The 13,693-nt window shown below is 61.5% G+C and carries 14 protein-coding genes; 1 reads left to right on the top strand and 13 read right to left on the bottom strand.

Annotation, left to right across the window (positions count from 1 at the left end):
* Window positions 1-2 precede the first annotated feature (2 nt).
* The 13 genes from lpxA to rpsB all read right to left on the bottom strand — a co-directional run bounded on the left by lpxA (window position 3) and on the right by rpsB (window position 12,651).
* On the bottom strand, window positions 3-779 hold the full coding sequence (lpxA, locus tag MXC11_RS07500) for an acyl-ACP--UDP-N-acetylglucosamine O-acyltransferase (RefSeq protein WP_250007197.1): 777 nt from the start codon (window positions 777-779) through the stop codon (window positions 3-5).
* A complete protein-coding gene (gene fabZ / locus MXC11_RS07495; protein ID WP_250007195.1) occupies window positions 776-1,216 on the bottom strand; it encodes a 3-hydroxyacyl-ACP dehydratase FabZ in 441 nt (146 codons plus the stop codon). Before fabZ ends, lpxA begins: the two co-directional genes overlap by 4 nt.
* Window positions 1,217-1,262: 46 nt before the next feature.
* On the bottom strand, window positions 1,263-2,315 hold the full coding sequence (lpxD, locus tag MXC11_RS07490; RefSeq protein WP_250007193.1) for a UDP-3-O-(3-hydroxymyristoyl)glucosamine N-acyltransferase: 1,053 nt from the start codon (window positions 2,313-2,315) through the stop codon (window positions 1,263-1,265).
* Between the two features lie 10 nt (window positions 2,316-2,325).
* On the bottom strand, window positions 2,326-2,829 hold the full coding sequence (locus MXC11_RS07485) for an OmpH/Skp family outer membrane protein (RefSeq protein ID WP_250007191.1): 504 nt from the start codon (window positions 2,827-2,829) through the stop codon (window positions 2,326-2,328).
* Window positions 2,830-2,874: 45 nt separating this feature from the next.
* Window positions 2,875-5,217 carry an outer membrane protein assembly factor BamA gene (bamA, locus tag MXC11_RS07480; RefSeq protein WP_250007189.1) on the bottom strand — a complete coding sequence of 781 codons (2,343 nt, stop codon included), beginning with the start codon at window positions 5,215-5,217 and terminating at the stop codon, window positions 2,875-2,877.
* Between the two features lie 70 nt (window positions 5,218-5,287).
* On the bottom strand, window positions 5,288-6,640 hold the full coding sequence (gene rseP / locus MXC11_RS07475; RefSeq protein ID WP_250007187.1) for a sigma E protease regulator RseP: 1,353 nt from the start codon (window positions 6,638-6,640) through the stop codon (window positions 5,288-5,290).
* Window positions 6,641-6,650: 10 nt separating this feature from the next.
* Window positions 6,651-7,856 (bottom strand): 1-deoxy-D-xylulose-5-phosphate reductoisomerase, encoded by a 1,206-nt coding sequence (ispC, locus tag MXC11_RS07470; RefSeq protein ID WP_250007185.1) that lies wholly within the window; start codon window positions 7,854-7,856, stop codon window positions 6,651-6,653.
* Window positions 7,853-8,668, bottom strand: a complete 816-nt coding sequence (locus tag MXC11_RS07465; protein ID WP_250007183.1) for a phosphatidate cytidylyltransferase — start codon at window positions 8,666-8,668, stop codon at window positions 7,853-7,855. The genes ispC and MXC11_RS07465 overlap by 4 nt, the downstream gene beginning before the upstream one ends.
* Window positions 8,662-9,432, bottom strand: coding sequence for a polyprenyl diphosphate synthase (uppS, locus tag MXC11_RS07460; protein WP_250007181.1), 771 nt, complete (start codon window positions 9,430-9,432; stop codon window positions 8,662-8,664). Before uppS ends, MXC11_RS07465 begins: the two co-directional genes overlap by 7 nt.
* A gap of 12 nt (window positions 9,433-9,444) precedes the next feature.
* Entirely contained in the window at window positions 9,445-10,002 is a 558-nt protein-coding gene (frr, locus tag MXC11_RS07455; protein WP_250007179.1) for a ribosome recycling factor, read from the bottom strand.
* Between the two features lie 3 nt (window positions 10,003-10,005).
* On the bottom strand, window positions 10,006-10,740 hold the full coding sequence (gene pyrH, locus MXC11_RS07450; protein WP_250007177.1) for a UMP kinase: 735 nt from the start codon (window positions 10,738-10,740) through the stop codon (window positions 10,006-10,008).
* Window positions 10,741-10,915: 175 nt separating this feature from the next.
* Window positions 10,916-11,788, bottom strand: coding sequence for a translation elongation factor Ts (gene tsf, locus MXC11_RS07445; protein WP_250007175.1), 873 nt, complete (start codon window positions 11,786-11,788; stop codon window positions 10,916-10,918).
* Window positions 11,789-11,913: 125 nt separating this feature from the next.
* The gene (gene rpsB / locus MXC11_RS07440) at window positions 11,914-12,651 is read right to left on the bottom strand and encodes a 30S ribosomal protein S2 (protein ID WP_250007173.1); all 738 of its coding nucleotides are present in this window, start codon (window positions 12,649-12,651) and stop codon (window positions 11,914-11,916) included.
* Between the two features lie 253 nt (window positions 12,652-12,904).
* Between rpsB and map the strand changes: the two genes are divergently transcribed.
* Window positions 12,905-13,687, top strand: coding sequence for a type I methionyl aminopeptidase (gene map, locus MXC11_RS07435; protein ID WP_250007171.1), 783 nt, complete (start codon window positions 12,905-12,907; stop codon window positions 13,685-13,687).
* Window positions 13,688-13,693: the final 6 nt, after the last annotated feature.

Here is a 13,693-nt window from a genome sequence, read left to right as displayed (position 1 = left end):
GATCAGCGGGTAATGCCGCGGGTGGAGCGACGGATCGTGTCGCAGAACAGCTCGACCTCCGGATACTGCGCCGCATCCGCCGCCAGCTCGCCCAAGGCTTCCTCGACGGTCAATCCCTTGCGGTACACCGCCTTGTAGGCGCGGCGCAGGGCCTGCATGGCCTCCTCGCTGAAACCACGCCGGCGCATCCCTTCAAAGTTCATGCTGCGCGCTTCGGCCGGGTTACCGAACACGGTGACAAACGCCGGCACATCCTTGCCGATCGCCGTGCCCATGCCGGAGAAACTGTGGGCGCCGATGTGGCAGAACTGGTGGACCAGGGTGAACCCCGAGAGGATGGCCCAGTCGCCCACATGCACATGCCCGGCCAGCGCGGTGTTGTTGACCAGAATGCAGTGATTGCCGATCACGCTGTCGTGACCGACGTGCACATAGGCCATCAGCAGGTTGTGATCACCGATGGTGGTTTCATTACGATCCTGGACCGTACCGCGGTGAATGGTCACGCCTTCACGGATCACATTGTGATCACCGATCACCAGCCGGGTCGGCTCCCCCTTGTACTTAAGATCGGGCGTATCTTCACCGACCGAAGAGAACTGGTAAATCCGGTTGTGGCGCCCGATGATGGTCGGTCCCTTGACGATCACATGGGGGCCAATGACCGTACCCTCGCCAATTTCCACATCCGGCCCGATGATCGACCAGGGACCGACTTCGACGCTGTCAGCCAGTCGGGCACTCGGATCGATGATGGCACGAGGGTCGATCAGACTCATTTTTTCTGTTCCGCAACGATGATCTGTGCCGAACAGACGGTTTTACCGTCAACACTGGCCTGGCATTCGAACTTCCAGATCCCACGCTTGGCGCTGAGGAAGCGTGCCTCCAGCAGCAGCTGATCACCCGGCGTGACCGGAGCACGGAAGCGCAGATTATCGGAGCCGACAAAGTAGTAGAGGGTATCGGCTGCGGCCTTGGCATCCATCATGCTAAAGCCCAGCAGACCTGCCGCCTGGGCCATGGCTTCGATGATCAGCACGCCCGGCATGATCGGGTGCCCCGGAAAGTGACCGTTGAAGAAGGGCTCGTTGACGGTCACATTCTTGTAGGCGCAGATGCGCTTTTCCTCGAGATCCAGTGCAGTCACGCGATCCACCAGCAGGAACGGGTAGCGGTGCGGCAAAAGCTCACGAATCTCGTTGATATCCATCATGTTCTGGGGGCCTTGAGCAGAAAGAAAAATACGCCGCGTAGCGGCATCAGGCTTCTGATGCCGGATCGGCGTCGGGGGTCACGGCAGCCAGCTGTTTTTCCAGCTGTTGCAGGCGGCGTGCCATGTCATCGAGTTGACGGATACGAGCAGCGCTCTTCTTCCACTCCCCGGCCGGCTGCATAGCCGTACCCGAGGAGTAGGCGCCAGGTTCGGTGATCGAGCGGGTCACCATGGTCATCCCGGTGACAAACACGTGATCGCACACCTCGATATGACCCACCATGCCGACACCGCCCGCGATCATGCAGTGCTTGCCGATCCTGGTGCTGCCAGAAATCCCGCAGCAACCGGCCATGGCGGTGTGATCACCAACCTGCACATTGTGGGCGATCATGATCTGGTTATCGAGCTTGACGCCATCACCGATGACAGTGTCAGACAGCGCCCCGCGATCAATCGTCGTGTTCGCACCGATTTCCACATCATCACCGATGCGCACACCGCCGATCTGGGCAATCTTCACCCAACGGCCCTGTTCATTGGCAAAACCAAAGCCTTCACCACCGATCACCGCGCCAGACTGGATCACCACGCGCTGACCAATCTGCACATCGTGGTAGAGGGTGACACGCGGGGCCAGCCAGCCCCCCGCGCCGATCACGCTGCGCGCACCAATCACACAATGCGCGCCGATCGTTACCCCTGCGCCGATGCGGGCGGCCGACTCGATCACGACACCCGGGCCAATCGAGGCGCTCGGGTCGATGCAGGCATCGTCCGCCACCACCGCGCTGGGGTGAATGCCCGCTACGCCCTGCGGCTTGCGGTCAAACAGATGGGAGATGCGCGCAAAGGCCAGATACGGGTTGGCTACCACCAGAGCATGCCCGGCAAAATGCTCGGCATCTGCAGCGGTCAGCAGTACCGCGGCCGCGCGGCAGCTGCCCAGATGCTTGCGGTACTGGGCATTGGCCAGAAAGCTCAACTGCCCGTCCCCGGCATCCTGCAAGGTGGCCAGGTCATGGATCGGCAGATCAGCCGGACCACGCAACTCAGCCTGCAGGTACGCGGCGAGATCTCCGAGGGTATGCATCGGCATCAGGTGATTCTCAGCGCGACTGGTTCATGCGTTCGATCACCTGCTTGGTGATCTCGAACTGCGGCTTGACGTCAACCACCGCAGCACTCTCCAGCACCAGATCAAAGTTGCCACGCTTGATGACCTCTTCGACGGCCTTGTCCAGCTTGGGCTTGAGCTGCTGCAGCATGTCGCGGTCGGCCAGCGCCTTGGCCTCGTTCAGCTCCTTGGACTGGAACTGGAAGTCACGAGCCTTTTGCTTGAATTCCAGCTCCAGACGCTCACGCTCACTGGTCTGCATCTTCTCGCCATCCTTCATCAGGCGATCCTGGATGCGCTTGGCGTCGCTTTCCAGGGTCTTGAGGCGATTGAGCTGCGGGCCAAACTTCTTTTCCGAGTCCACGGCATACTTCTTCGCCGCATCGGATTCCAGCAGAGCCATCTGATAGTTGAGCACCGCCACCTTCATTTCAGCAAAAGCGGGGAAGCTCACCAGGGCGGTGGCAAACAGAGCAGCTTGGGTCAACTTGCGCACGATGAACTCCTGCGGCGGATCGGTTAGGTAAGTGCGGGGTAAAAATCAGAAAGTCTGTCCCAGCGAGAACTGGAAGACCTGCGTATCGGCGTTATCCGGCTCCTTGACCGGCATCCCGAGACTGAAGCTCAGCGGCCCCAGCGCCGTTAGCCAGGTCAGGCCGACGCCCACGGAGCTGGCCAGATTGCTCAGGTCAATATCGCAGGATGCATCGTTGCGGGCATTCTGCCCGGTGCTGCAGCGGGTACTGAAGACGTTACCGGCATCCCAGAACAGAACGGTACGCAGCGAGCGCTGATCCTGAACAAAGGGCAGCGGGAACAGCAGCTCTGCACCGCCCTGCACCAGCACGTTACCACCAAAGGGTTGCGGATCCTGATCCGGGTCATTGATGGCCGGGGTACTGCGCGGGCCGAGGGAGTTATCCTCAAAGCCACGTACCGAGCCAAAACCACCCGCGTAGTAGTTCTCGTAGAACGGCACTTCACTGGTCGAGCCATAACGCTCGGCGTAACCCAGGCGGGTGTGGAAGCGCAGCGCATAATCCCCCGAGAGCGGCGCAAACACCTGGCCGCTATAGTCGAGGCGGCCGAAGGACAGATCGCTGCCCGGCAGGGTCACCTCGGCACTCAGGCTCTGCGAATAGCCACGGTTGGCGAATACCCCGCGGTTCAGGGTCGATTCAGACCAGCCGATCGAGGCCTTGAAGTTGGTGTAGTTGTCACCCTCGCGGCGAATGAAATCATTGATCTCACCGACGGTGTAAGTGCCCGGCTTGATCTTGTCCTGTTGCAGACTCAGGCCGTAATTCAGGCGCGCTGTCTCGTTGATCGGGTAGCCCAGATTGATGCCAGCCCCGAAGCTGTCAACCGAGTAGCTGGAGACATCGACATCCAGATCGTCATAGTCGGTGGTGCGGTAGAACATATTGTAGCCGAGGCTGACACCGTCTTCGGTCCAGTAGGGGTCCACGAAGCCGAAGCTGTAACGGGTCTGGTACTGGCTGCGGGTCAGACCGATGTTCACTTTGTTACCGGTACCGAGGAAGTTGCTCTGGTTGATCGAGCCACCCAGGATCAGGCCTGCACTCTGGGCAAAGCCAACGCTGGCGGTCACCGAGCCGGAAGGTTGCTCCTCAACGGTGTAATTGACATCGATCTGGTCATCGACACCCGGCACCTGCGGGGTTTCGACGTTGACCTCTTTGAAGTAGCCCAGCCGCTCGAGACGGGTCTTGGACTGATCGATCAGATAGGTAGAAGCCCAGCCGCCTTCGAGCTGGCGCATCTCGCGGCGCAGCACTTCATCTTCGGTCTTGGTGTTACCGCGGAAGTTCACCCGGTTGACGTACACACGCTTGCCCGGATCAACCATGAAGGTCAGGCTGACGCTGTCATCTTCGTCATGGGTTTCCGGAATGCCATTGACGTTGGCAAAGGTGTAACCCTCATTGCCCAGGCGGCGGGTGATCAGCTCACTGGTGCTGGTCAGCACCTTGCGGGAGAAGATCTGCCCAGGCTGCACCAGCAGCAGGCGGCGCACCTCCTCCTCCGGCACCTTCAGATCACCGGCCAGCTTGACCTCGCGAATCCGGTACTGCCGCCCCTCATCCAAATTGATGGTGATGTAGACGTGCTTCTTGTCGGGGGTAATGGACACCTGCGTCGAGGTGATGTCCATGTTGATGAAGCCGCGGTCTAGGTAATAGGAGCGCAGACGCTCCAGGTCACCGGAGAGCTTTTCACGGGAATATTTGTTGTCGCTGCGGAAGAATGACAGCCAGTTGCTCGGGCGCAGTTCCAGGAGCGTGCGCAGCTCTTCATCGGCAAACTTCTGGTTGCCGACGATGTTGATGTGCTCGATAGTCGCGACCGAGCCCTCGGCAATCTCGATCTTCAACGCAACACGGTTGCGCTCCAGCTGCTCGATGCGGGTTTCGATGCTCGCCGAGTAACGACCTTGCGCCACGTACTGGCGCTGCAGCTCGTTACGCACCCCCTCAAGGGTCGCCTGCTGGAAGATTTCGCCTTCCGCAAGGCCCGACTGACGCAGCCCCTTGAGCAGATCATCGGTGGCGATGGCCTTGTTGCCGGTGATCTCGATGGTCGAAATCGACGGCCGCTCGACCACCTCGATGACCAGCACATCGCCCTCGCGGGCCAGGCGGATATCCTGGAAGAAGCCGGTGCGGAACAGCGAGCGCGTGGCATCTGCCAGGCTGTTCTCATCGACCGGGTCACCGACATTAAGCGGTAGGGCACCGAATACGCTACCGGCCGAGACACGCTGCAGACCGTTGATGCGGATGTCGGTGATGGTGAAGGACTCGGCGTGAACCTCGGCGGTGATCAGCGCGGCGATTACCGCAGGTAGCAGCAAGCGTTTCATGGAGTCCTTTTACTTATGCAGACAGTCAAAAAAGGAACTGCCGCCAGGGCGGCAGCTCCACAATACGGGCTTACAGTCGACTGAAGTCGTTGAGCAGCGCCAGCAGCATCAAACCAAAGACCAGTGTCATGCCAATCTGTAGCCCTGCCGCCTGAACACGCTCGGACAGCGGCTTGCCACGCACCCACTCGGCCAGATAATAGACGAGGTGTCCACCGTCAAGCACCGGGATCGGCAGCAGGTTCAAAACGCCCAGACTGATGCTGAGATAAGCCAAAAAACCCAGGAAATCCGCCAGACCCGACTCGGCTGAAGCGCCGGCCACTTTAGCAATGGTTATCGGACCGCTCAAGTTTTTTACCGACAGCTCGCCAAACAGCATCTTGCCGATGGATTCGAGGGTCAGCACGCTCATCGACACGGTACGCTTGACCGCCTCCAAGGCCGATTCCAGTGGCCCGTGCCGGATCTCCCGCAGCATCTCCGCTGGCCATTCGACCTCGCTGACACCCGCGCCCAGATAACCGCTGCGCACATCACCTTGCACCCGCTCGCCCAGCGTCAGCGCAATGCGCAGCAAGCGCTCTTCACGCTCAATCTGGAACTCAACACGCTGCCCCGGCGCACTGCGCACCGCCTCGACCACCGCTTGCCAGTGCTGGAGCGGCTGACCATCCAGGGCCAGCAAACGATCCCCCGCCCGCAGGCCAGCGGCATGCGCAGGCCCATCAGGATCGATGAACGACAGCAGTGGATCGACCGCCGGCATCCACGGACGAATCCCCAGCGAGCCCAGCACATCCGGCGTATCGACACCGCGCTGCCAGTTGTCGAGCACCAGACTGCGCTCAACCTCAAGGGTCGAATCCGGCTCCAACAGCCGCAGGCGCAGGCTACCGCTCTCACCCAGACGGCGGATCAGCTGCAGATTCACCTCCGCCCAGCCGGGCGTTGGCTGACCATCAACAGCCAGCAGTTCAGCTCCAGCCGTCAGCCCCGCCTGAGCCGCGAGACTACCCGGCGTCACCTCACCAATGACCGGACGCGACTGCTGAGTGCCCAGCATCGCCACGCACCAGAAAAACAGCAACGCCAGGAGGAAATTCGCCACCGGCCCGGCCGCCACGATGGCAAAACGCTGGCGCACCGTCTTGCGGTTGAAGGACTGCTCCAGCAGCGCAGCCGGCACATCGCCTTCACGCTCATCCAGCATCTTCACGTAGCCGCCCAAAGGCAGGGCGGCAATCACGAACTCGGTGCCGTGGCGGTCATGCCAGCGCAGCAACGGCCGGCCAAAGCCGACCGAGAAACGCAATACCTTGACGCCACAGCGCCGTGCCACCCAGAAGTGCCCAAACTCGTGAAAGGTCACTAGCACGCCCAGCGCCACCAGGGTACCGAGCAACATGTACATCGCGCTCATCGACTTCTCCTCAGTGTGCGTACTGCTGCAGCCACGCCTGAGCTGCCAGACGGGCCTGACGATCGGCCTCCAGCACCTGCTCAAGGCTACCCGCATCATCTCTCGGCAATTGCTCGAGGACCGCGGCGATCAGCCGTGGAATGTCAGCAAAACCGCTGCGCCCGTCAAGGAAAGCCTCTACAGCCACCTCGTTCGCGGCATTCAGCAGGGCCGGCACCGTCCCACCGGCCTCAGCGGCCTGCCGGGCCAGCGCCAGACAGGGGAAGCGCTGCAGGTCCGGGGCTTCAAATTCCAGGCGCGCAATGGCAAAGAGATCCAGCGGCTCTACCCCGGAATCAATACGCCGCGGCCAGGCCAGCGCGTGGGCAATCGGGGTACGCATGTCCGGATTACCCAGCTGCGCCAACACCGAGCCGTCGATATAGTCGACCAGCGAATGAATCACGCTCTGCGGATGGACCACCACCTCGACCCGTGCGGGCGGCGCATCGAACAGCCAGCAGGCCTCGATCAGCTCCAGCCCTTTGTTCATCATGCTAGCGGAATCGACAGAAATCTTCCGACCCATCGACCAGTTAGGGTGGCGGCAAGCCTGCTCAGGGGTCGCGCGGGCAATCTGCTCCAGCGACCAGTCACGGAATGGCCCGCCGGAGGCCGTCAACAGTACGCGGCGCACCCCCACCCGCTGCAGACCACGCGCATAGTCACCGGGCATGCACTGAAAAATCGCATTGTGCTCACTGTCGATCGGCAGCAACTCAGCCCCCGAGCGCTCGACAGCCTGCATGAACAGCGCACCAGACATCACCAGCGCTTCCTTATTGGCCAGCAGCACGCGCTTGCCTGCCTCCACCGCCGCCAGGGTAGATGTCAGCCCGGCAGCGCCGACAATCGCGGCCATCACAATGGCACAATCCGGATGAGAAGCCACAGCGCAGAGGCCTTGCTCACCACTGAGCACCTCAGTCGCCAGACCTGCAGCCCGTAACGCCTCGCGCAGTGCACTGGCTGCCGCCTCGTCAGGCACCACGGCATAACGCGGCCGGTGCTGCAGGCACTGACGCTGCAGCAGTTCAAGACGCGAGAAGCCCGTCAGGGCGAAGACCTGATAGTCCTGCGGATGGCGGGCCAGCACATCCAGCGTTGATTGACCGATCGAACCGGTCGCGCCCAACACCGTGACCGGGCGAGGCTCCAGGGTATTGACCGCACTCATGTCGCACTCCAGCCATACAGCCACAGCAGGACGGCAAACAGTGGCACCGCAGCCGTCAGGCTATCGATACGATCCAGCACCCCGCCATGCCCGGGCAACAGCGCACTGCTGTCCTTGAGGCCGGCCTGGCGCTTGAACATGCTTTCAGTCAGATCACCCACCACCGACACCAGTACCAGCAGCGCCACCGCCGGCAGCGCCAGCAGCAACTGGCGCACCGTCCAGTCGAAATACACCGATGCCAGCACCGTCAGCAGCAGGCAGGCTGCCAGCCCCCCATACACACCCTCGCGGCTCTTGCCCGGACTGACCGCCGGTGCCAGCTTGCGCTGGCCATAACGACGCCCGACAAAATAGGCACCGATATCGGCCGTCCAGACCAGCAGCATCACCGCAAGGATCAGCAGGTTACCCAGCGGCCAAGCCTTGAGCAGCATGAGCCCCTGCCAAGCGGGCAGCAGCACCAGCAGACCGATCAACAGCCGCAGACCGCGTGCCTGCCAGAAACGGGCACTGGACGGATAACCGTACAGCAGCAAGACCGCCAGCAGCCACCAGAGCAGCGCCAGCCACAGCACCGGCACCGCCAGCGCCGGCAACAGATACAGAACCCCCAGTGCCAGCAGCACCAGTGCGGCGTAACCGATACGCTGACGCTGCGCCGCAAGGCCCGCCAGCTGCGCCCACTCCCAAGCACCCACCGTGATCACCGCCGCAATGAACAGGGCAAACCAGCCGCCCTGCAACCAGAAGAAGCCAGCCAGTGCAACCGGCAACATGAACAGGGCGGTGATGATGCGCTGTTTCAGCATGTGGAATCCCGTGAGTGTTGGTCAGCGATCACCTGCTCGCTGGTGCGGCCAAAGCGCCGCTGCCGGCTGGCAAAATCATCCAGCGCCTCGCGCATCGCCGCCTGCTTGAAGTCGGGCCAGAACAGCGGCGAGAAATACAGCTCGGCGTACGCCATCTGCCAGAGCAGGAAATTGCTGATGCGCTGCTCGCCACCGGTACGGATACACAGATCCACCGACGGCTGCCCGGAGGTCACCAGCGCCGCTTCAAGGTGCTGCGGCTGGATCTCTTCGACCGCCAAGCGCCCCGCCACGGCCTCACTGGCCAGATGGCGAGCAGCCTGGGTGATATCCCACTGCCCGCCGTAATTGGCGGCGACTTGCAGCAGCATGCGCGTGCCACCTGCCGTCTCTGCCTCGGCTTTCTCCATAGCGGCCTGCAGTTCAGGCTGGAAGCGGCTACGGTCGCCAATGATGCGCAGCGCGATGCCATGCGCCGCCAGACGCCGCACTTCACGGCGCAGCGCCAGCAGAAACAGCTCCATCAGCGCGCCGACCTCATCAGCCGGACGCCGCCAGTTTTCGCTGGAGAAGGCGAACAGGGTCAGCACCTCGACCCCGGCATCCGCACAGACCTCAATGACGGCGCGGACCGCATCGACCCCTGCTTTATGACCGGCCACGCCGGGCAGGAAGCGCCGCTTCGCCCAGCGATTATTGCCATCCATAATGATGGCCACATGGCGCGGCACCGTATGGGTGCCGGCCTGCAGGGTCTTGTCCATGCGTAGCCTTCGTCAGACCGCCATCAGATCGGCTTCCTTGGCCTCGAGGGCCTTGTCGATCTCGGCAACGTGTTTGTCGGTCAGCTTCTGCACGTCTTCAGCGGCGCGGCGCTCTTCGTCTTCGCTGATTTCCTTGTCCTTGACCAAGTCCTTGAGCTGACCCAGGGCATCGCGGCGGATGTTGCGCACGGCGACACGCGCGTTTTCAGCCTCGCCACGCGCCTGCTTGGTGTAGCCCTTGCGGGTTTCCTCAGTCAGCGCTGGCATCGGCACACGAATGGTAGTGCCCGCCGTGGCCGGATTGAGACCCAGATCAGAGGTCATGATCGCTTTCTCGACTGCCTGGATCATGCTCTTGTCGAACACGGTCAGGGCCAGGGTACGCGAGTCCTCAGCGGTCACGTTGGCGACCTGGCGCAGCGGGGTGTCGGCGCCGTAGTAGGAGACCATCACGCTGTCCAGAATGCTCGGGTGGGCGCGACCGGTACGGATCTTGGCAAAGGCATGATCCAGCGATTCCAGCGACTTCTTCATGCGCTCCTGCGCGTCCTTCTTGATCTCGTTGATCATTTTTCAACCCTCTTCGACCAGGGTGCCTTCAGCGCCCCCGACAACAATGTTTAGCAAGGCTCCGGGCTTGTTCATGTTGAACACCCGCAGCGGCATCTTGTGATCACGGCACAGGCAGATGGCCGTCAGGTCCATCACGCCCAGCTTGCGATCCAGCACCTCGTCATAGGTCAGACGCTCGAATTTCTCGGCGTTGGGATCCTTGAACGGGTCAGCAGTGTACACACCATCGACCTTGGTGGCCTTGAGCACCAGATCGGCATCGATCTCGATGCCCCGCAGGCAGGCCGCCGAGTCGGTGGTGAAAAAGGGATTGCCGGTACCGGCAGAGAAGATCACAACCTCACCGGTGTTGAGATGGCGCACCGCCTTGCGGCGATCGTAATGATCGGTCACCCCGACCATGGAAATCGACGACATCACCAGCGCCGGGATATTCGAGCGCTCCAGGGCATCACGCATGGCCAGCGAGTTCATCACGGTCGCCAGCATGCCCATGTGATCACCGGTCACGCGATCCATGCCGGCAGCACTCAGCGCTGCACCGCGGAACAGGTTGCCACCACCCAGCACCAGACCGACCTGTACACCGATACCGACCAGCTGGCCGATTTCCAGTGCCATGCGATCCAGCACCTTGGGATCGATGCCAAACTCTTCGCTGCCCATCAGCGCTTCACCGCTGAGCTTGAGCAGAATGCGTTTGTAGCGGGGTTGGCGACCACTGAGCTGGGCCATACGAATCTCCTGCGGCATGGGAAACGGAAAAACCGGGGCTGCACCACCAGCGCAGCGGCTGGTACGGGGAAGTTCGCCAGTCACTGCCTGGCGCCGGCCCGCAGCACTTTCGGGCCTTCATAGAAAAGGCTGCACGCCAGGGCGGGCAGCCTTTTCAGGATGGTATCAGACCATCTTACTGCTTGCTGGCAGCCGCTACCTGGGCAGCCACTTCGGCCGCGAAGTCGCTCTCGGCCTTCTCGATGCCCTCGCCCACTTCGTAACGCACGAAGGACACGATCTCGGCACCGGCTTTCTTGGCCAGCTCACCGACCTTGACATCCGGATCCTTGACGAACGGCTGCTCGACCAGGCTGGCTTCAGCGAGGAACTTGGCAATACGGCCCTTGACCATGTTCTCGACGATGTTTTCCGGCTTGCCGGCGATCTTCTCGGCGTTCAGCTGCAGGAAGATTTCCTTTTCCTTAGCGATGGCTTCTTCAGAAACCTGGTCACCGCTCAGGAACTGCGGGTTGGACGCAGCCACGTGCATGGCGATGTCCTTGGCCAGCTCTTCGTTGCCGCCCTTCAGGCAGACCAGCACGCCGATGCGGTGGCCGTGCAGGTAGGCGCCAACCACGTCGCTTTCCACGCGCACCAGACGGCGGATATTGACGTTCTCGCCGCACTTGGCGACCAGGGCTTCACGTGCGGACTCGCGGGAAGCGATCAGCGGCGCGACGTCGGTCAGACCGTTGGCAACGGCTTCTTCCAGGCTCGCAGCGACAAAGCCCTTGAAGTCATCCTGCAGAGCCAGGAAGTCGGTCTGCGAGTTGACTTCGATCATCACCGCGGACTTACCGTCAGCGGCAACCTTGGCAGCGATCGAACCTTCAGCGGCAATGTTGCCCGCCTTCTTGGCCGCCTTGATGGCGCCGGACGCGCGCATGTCGTCAATGGCCTTCTCGATGTCGCCACCAGCGGCCACCAGCGCCTTCTTGCACTCCATCATGCCCTGACCGGTACGCTCACGCAGTTCTTTTACCAGGGCTGCAGTCACTTCTGCCATGTACAAAATCCTCTTGGATGGGTAATCAACCATGCCGCCCGCAGGCGGGCTTTCGATTCTCGAGGTGGCAAAAAGGGGGCCTAGCCCCCTTTTTGCGCACTGGATGACGCGACGCGAGTCGTGACTCAGCCAGCAGCGGCTTCGCCAGCAACGGCCTCGGCGAACTCTTCGCCAGTGCCGGACTTGGCCTTGCCACTCAGCACGGCATCAGCCATCGCGCCCAGATACAGTTGCACGGCGCGGATGGCATCGTCGTTACCGGGGATGATGTAGTCCACACCTTCCGGGCTGCTGTTGGTATCGACTACGCCGATGACCGGGATGCCCAGCTTGTTGGCTTCACTGATGGCGATGCGCTCGTGGTCAACGTCGATCACGAACATGGCGTCCGGCAGACCGCCCATGTCCTTGATGCCACCCAGGCTGCGCTCGAGCTTCTCGAGTTCACGGGTGCGCATCAGTGCTTCTTTCTTGGTCAGCTTGTCGAAAGTGCCGTCCTGAGACTGGGTTTCGAGCTCACGCAGACGCTTGATGGAAGCGCGGATGGTCTTGAAGTTGGTGAGCATGCCGCCCAGCCAGCGGTGGTCAACGAACGGCATGCCAGCGCGGGCTGCTTCTTCGCGAACGATCTTGCCTGCAGAGCGCTTGGTGCCGACGAACAGAATCTTGTTCTTGCCAGCAGCCAGCTTCTCAACAAAGCTCAGGGCTTCGTTGAACATCGGCAGGGTCTTTTCGAGGTTGATGATGTGAATCTTGTTGCGCGCGCCGAAGATGAACTTGCCCATCTTCGGGTTCCAGTAACGGGTCTGGTGACCGAAGTGGCAGCCGGCTTTCAGCATGTCGCGCATGGAAACTTGGGACATTGGTATTCCTCGATGTATCGGGTTGTGCCTCCACGCATCCCAAAGTCCAACCATTGAAGGCACCCAGGACAGTGTGTCGATGCGTGTGTGGTTTCTTGTGCCTTTTCGGGACCACCCCGAAAAGCGCGGCGCTTTATAGCACGTTTACCGGCGACGATAAACCACTGCCGGCGCAGGCAGGGCTGGCCCTGCGGGGCCTGTCTGCTAGAATCGCGGCCTTCCTGTACGCTGCGCCTCCCGGCCGAGAGATCCCATGACCGTTTCCATCAAGACCCCCCAGGATATCGAGAAAATGCGCATCGCCGGCCGTCTGGCCGCCGAAGTGCTGGAGATGATCGAGCCACATGTACGCGCCGGCGTCACCACTGATGAGCTCAACCGGATCTGCCATGACTACATCATCGAGGTGCAGCAGGCGATCCCGGCGCCGCTCAACTACAAGGGCTTCCCCAAGTCGATCTGCACCTCGGTCAACCATGTGGTCTGTCATGGCATTCCCAATGACAAGCCGCTCAAGGATGGCGACATCATCAATATCGACATCACCGTGATCAAGGATGGTTATTTCGGCGATACCAGCAAGATGTTCCTGGTCGGCAAGGTGCCGGAGTGGGCAGAGCGTCTGTGCAAGATCACCCAGGAGTGCCTGTACAAGGGCATCTCCGTGGTGCGCCCCGGCGCGCGTCTTGGCGACATCGGCGAAATCATCCAAAAGCATGCCGAGAAAAACGGCTTCTCGGTGGTCCGCGAATACTGCGGCCACGGCATCGGCACTGTTTTCCATGAAGAGCCGCAGGTGGTGCATTACGGCCGCGCCGGCACCGGCATGGAACTCAAAGCCGGGATGACCTTCACCATCGAGCCGATGATCAATCAGGGGCGTTATGAAACCCGCCTGCTCGGCGATGGCTGGACGGCGATCACCCGTGATCGCAAGCTCTCCGCCCAGTATGAGCACACCATCCTGGTCACCGAGACCGGCTACGAGATCCTGACCCTGCGCGCGGACGACACCATCGCCCATTGCGCCCCCTGACCCGCC

This window comes from Pseudomonas eutrophicaquae (assembly GCF_023544715.1).
GTDB lineage: Bacteria > Pseudomonadota > Gammaproteobacteria > Pseudomonadales > Pseudomonadaceae > Geopseudomonas.
This window is presented reverse-complemented; position numbering and strand designations above follow the sequence as displayed.

Coding starts and splice junctions, on each gene's coding strand:
- pyrH (WP_250007177.1), bottom strand. CDS start 10,740: ATGGCCCAGCTCAGTGGTCGCCAACCCCGCTACAAACGCATTCTGCTC.
- frr (WP_250007179.1), bottom strand. CDS start 10,002: ATGATCAACGAGATCAAGAAGGACGCGCAGGAGCGCATGAAGAAGTCG.
- ispC (WP_250007185.1), bottom strand. CDS start 7,856: ATGAGTGCGGTCAATACCCTGGAGCCTCGCCCGGTCACGGTGTTGGGC.
- map (WP_250007171.1), top strand. CDS start 12,905: ATGACCGTTTCCATCAAGACCCCCCAGGATATCGAGAAAATGCGCATC.
- fabZ (WP_250007195.1), bottom strand. CDS start 1,216: ATGATGGATATCAACGAGATTCGTGAGCTTTTGCCGCACCGCTACCCG.
- lpxD (WP_250007193.1), bottom strand. CDS start 2,315: ATGCCGATGCATACCCTCGGAGATCTCGCCGCGTACCTGCAGGCTGAG.
- rpsB (WP_250007173.1), bottom strand. CDS start 12,651: ATGTCCCAAGTTTCCATGCGCGACATGCTGAAAGCCGGCTGCCACTTC.
- tsf (WP_250007175.1), bottom strand. CDS start 11,788: ATGGCAGAAGTGACTGCAGCCCTGGTAAAAGAACTGCGTGAGCGTACC.
- uppS (WP_250007181.1), bottom strand. CDS start 9,432: ATGGACAAGACCCTGCAGGCCGGCACCCATACGGTGCCGCGCCATGTG.
- MXC11_RS07465 (WP_250007183.1), bottom strand. CDS start 8,668: ATGCTGAAACAGCGCATCATCACCGCCCTGTTCATGTTGCCGGTTGCA.
- bamA (WP_250007189.1), bottom strand. CDS start 5,217: ATGAAACGCTTGCTGCTACCTGCGGTAATCGCCGCGCTGATCACCGCC.
- lpxA (WP_250007197.1), bottom strand. CDS start 779: ATGAGTCTGATCGACCCTCGTGCCATCATCGATCCGAGTGCCCGACTG.
- rseP (WP_250007187.1), bottom strand. CDS start 6,640: ATGAGCGCGATGTACATGTTGCTCGGTACCCTGGTGGCGCTGGGCGTG.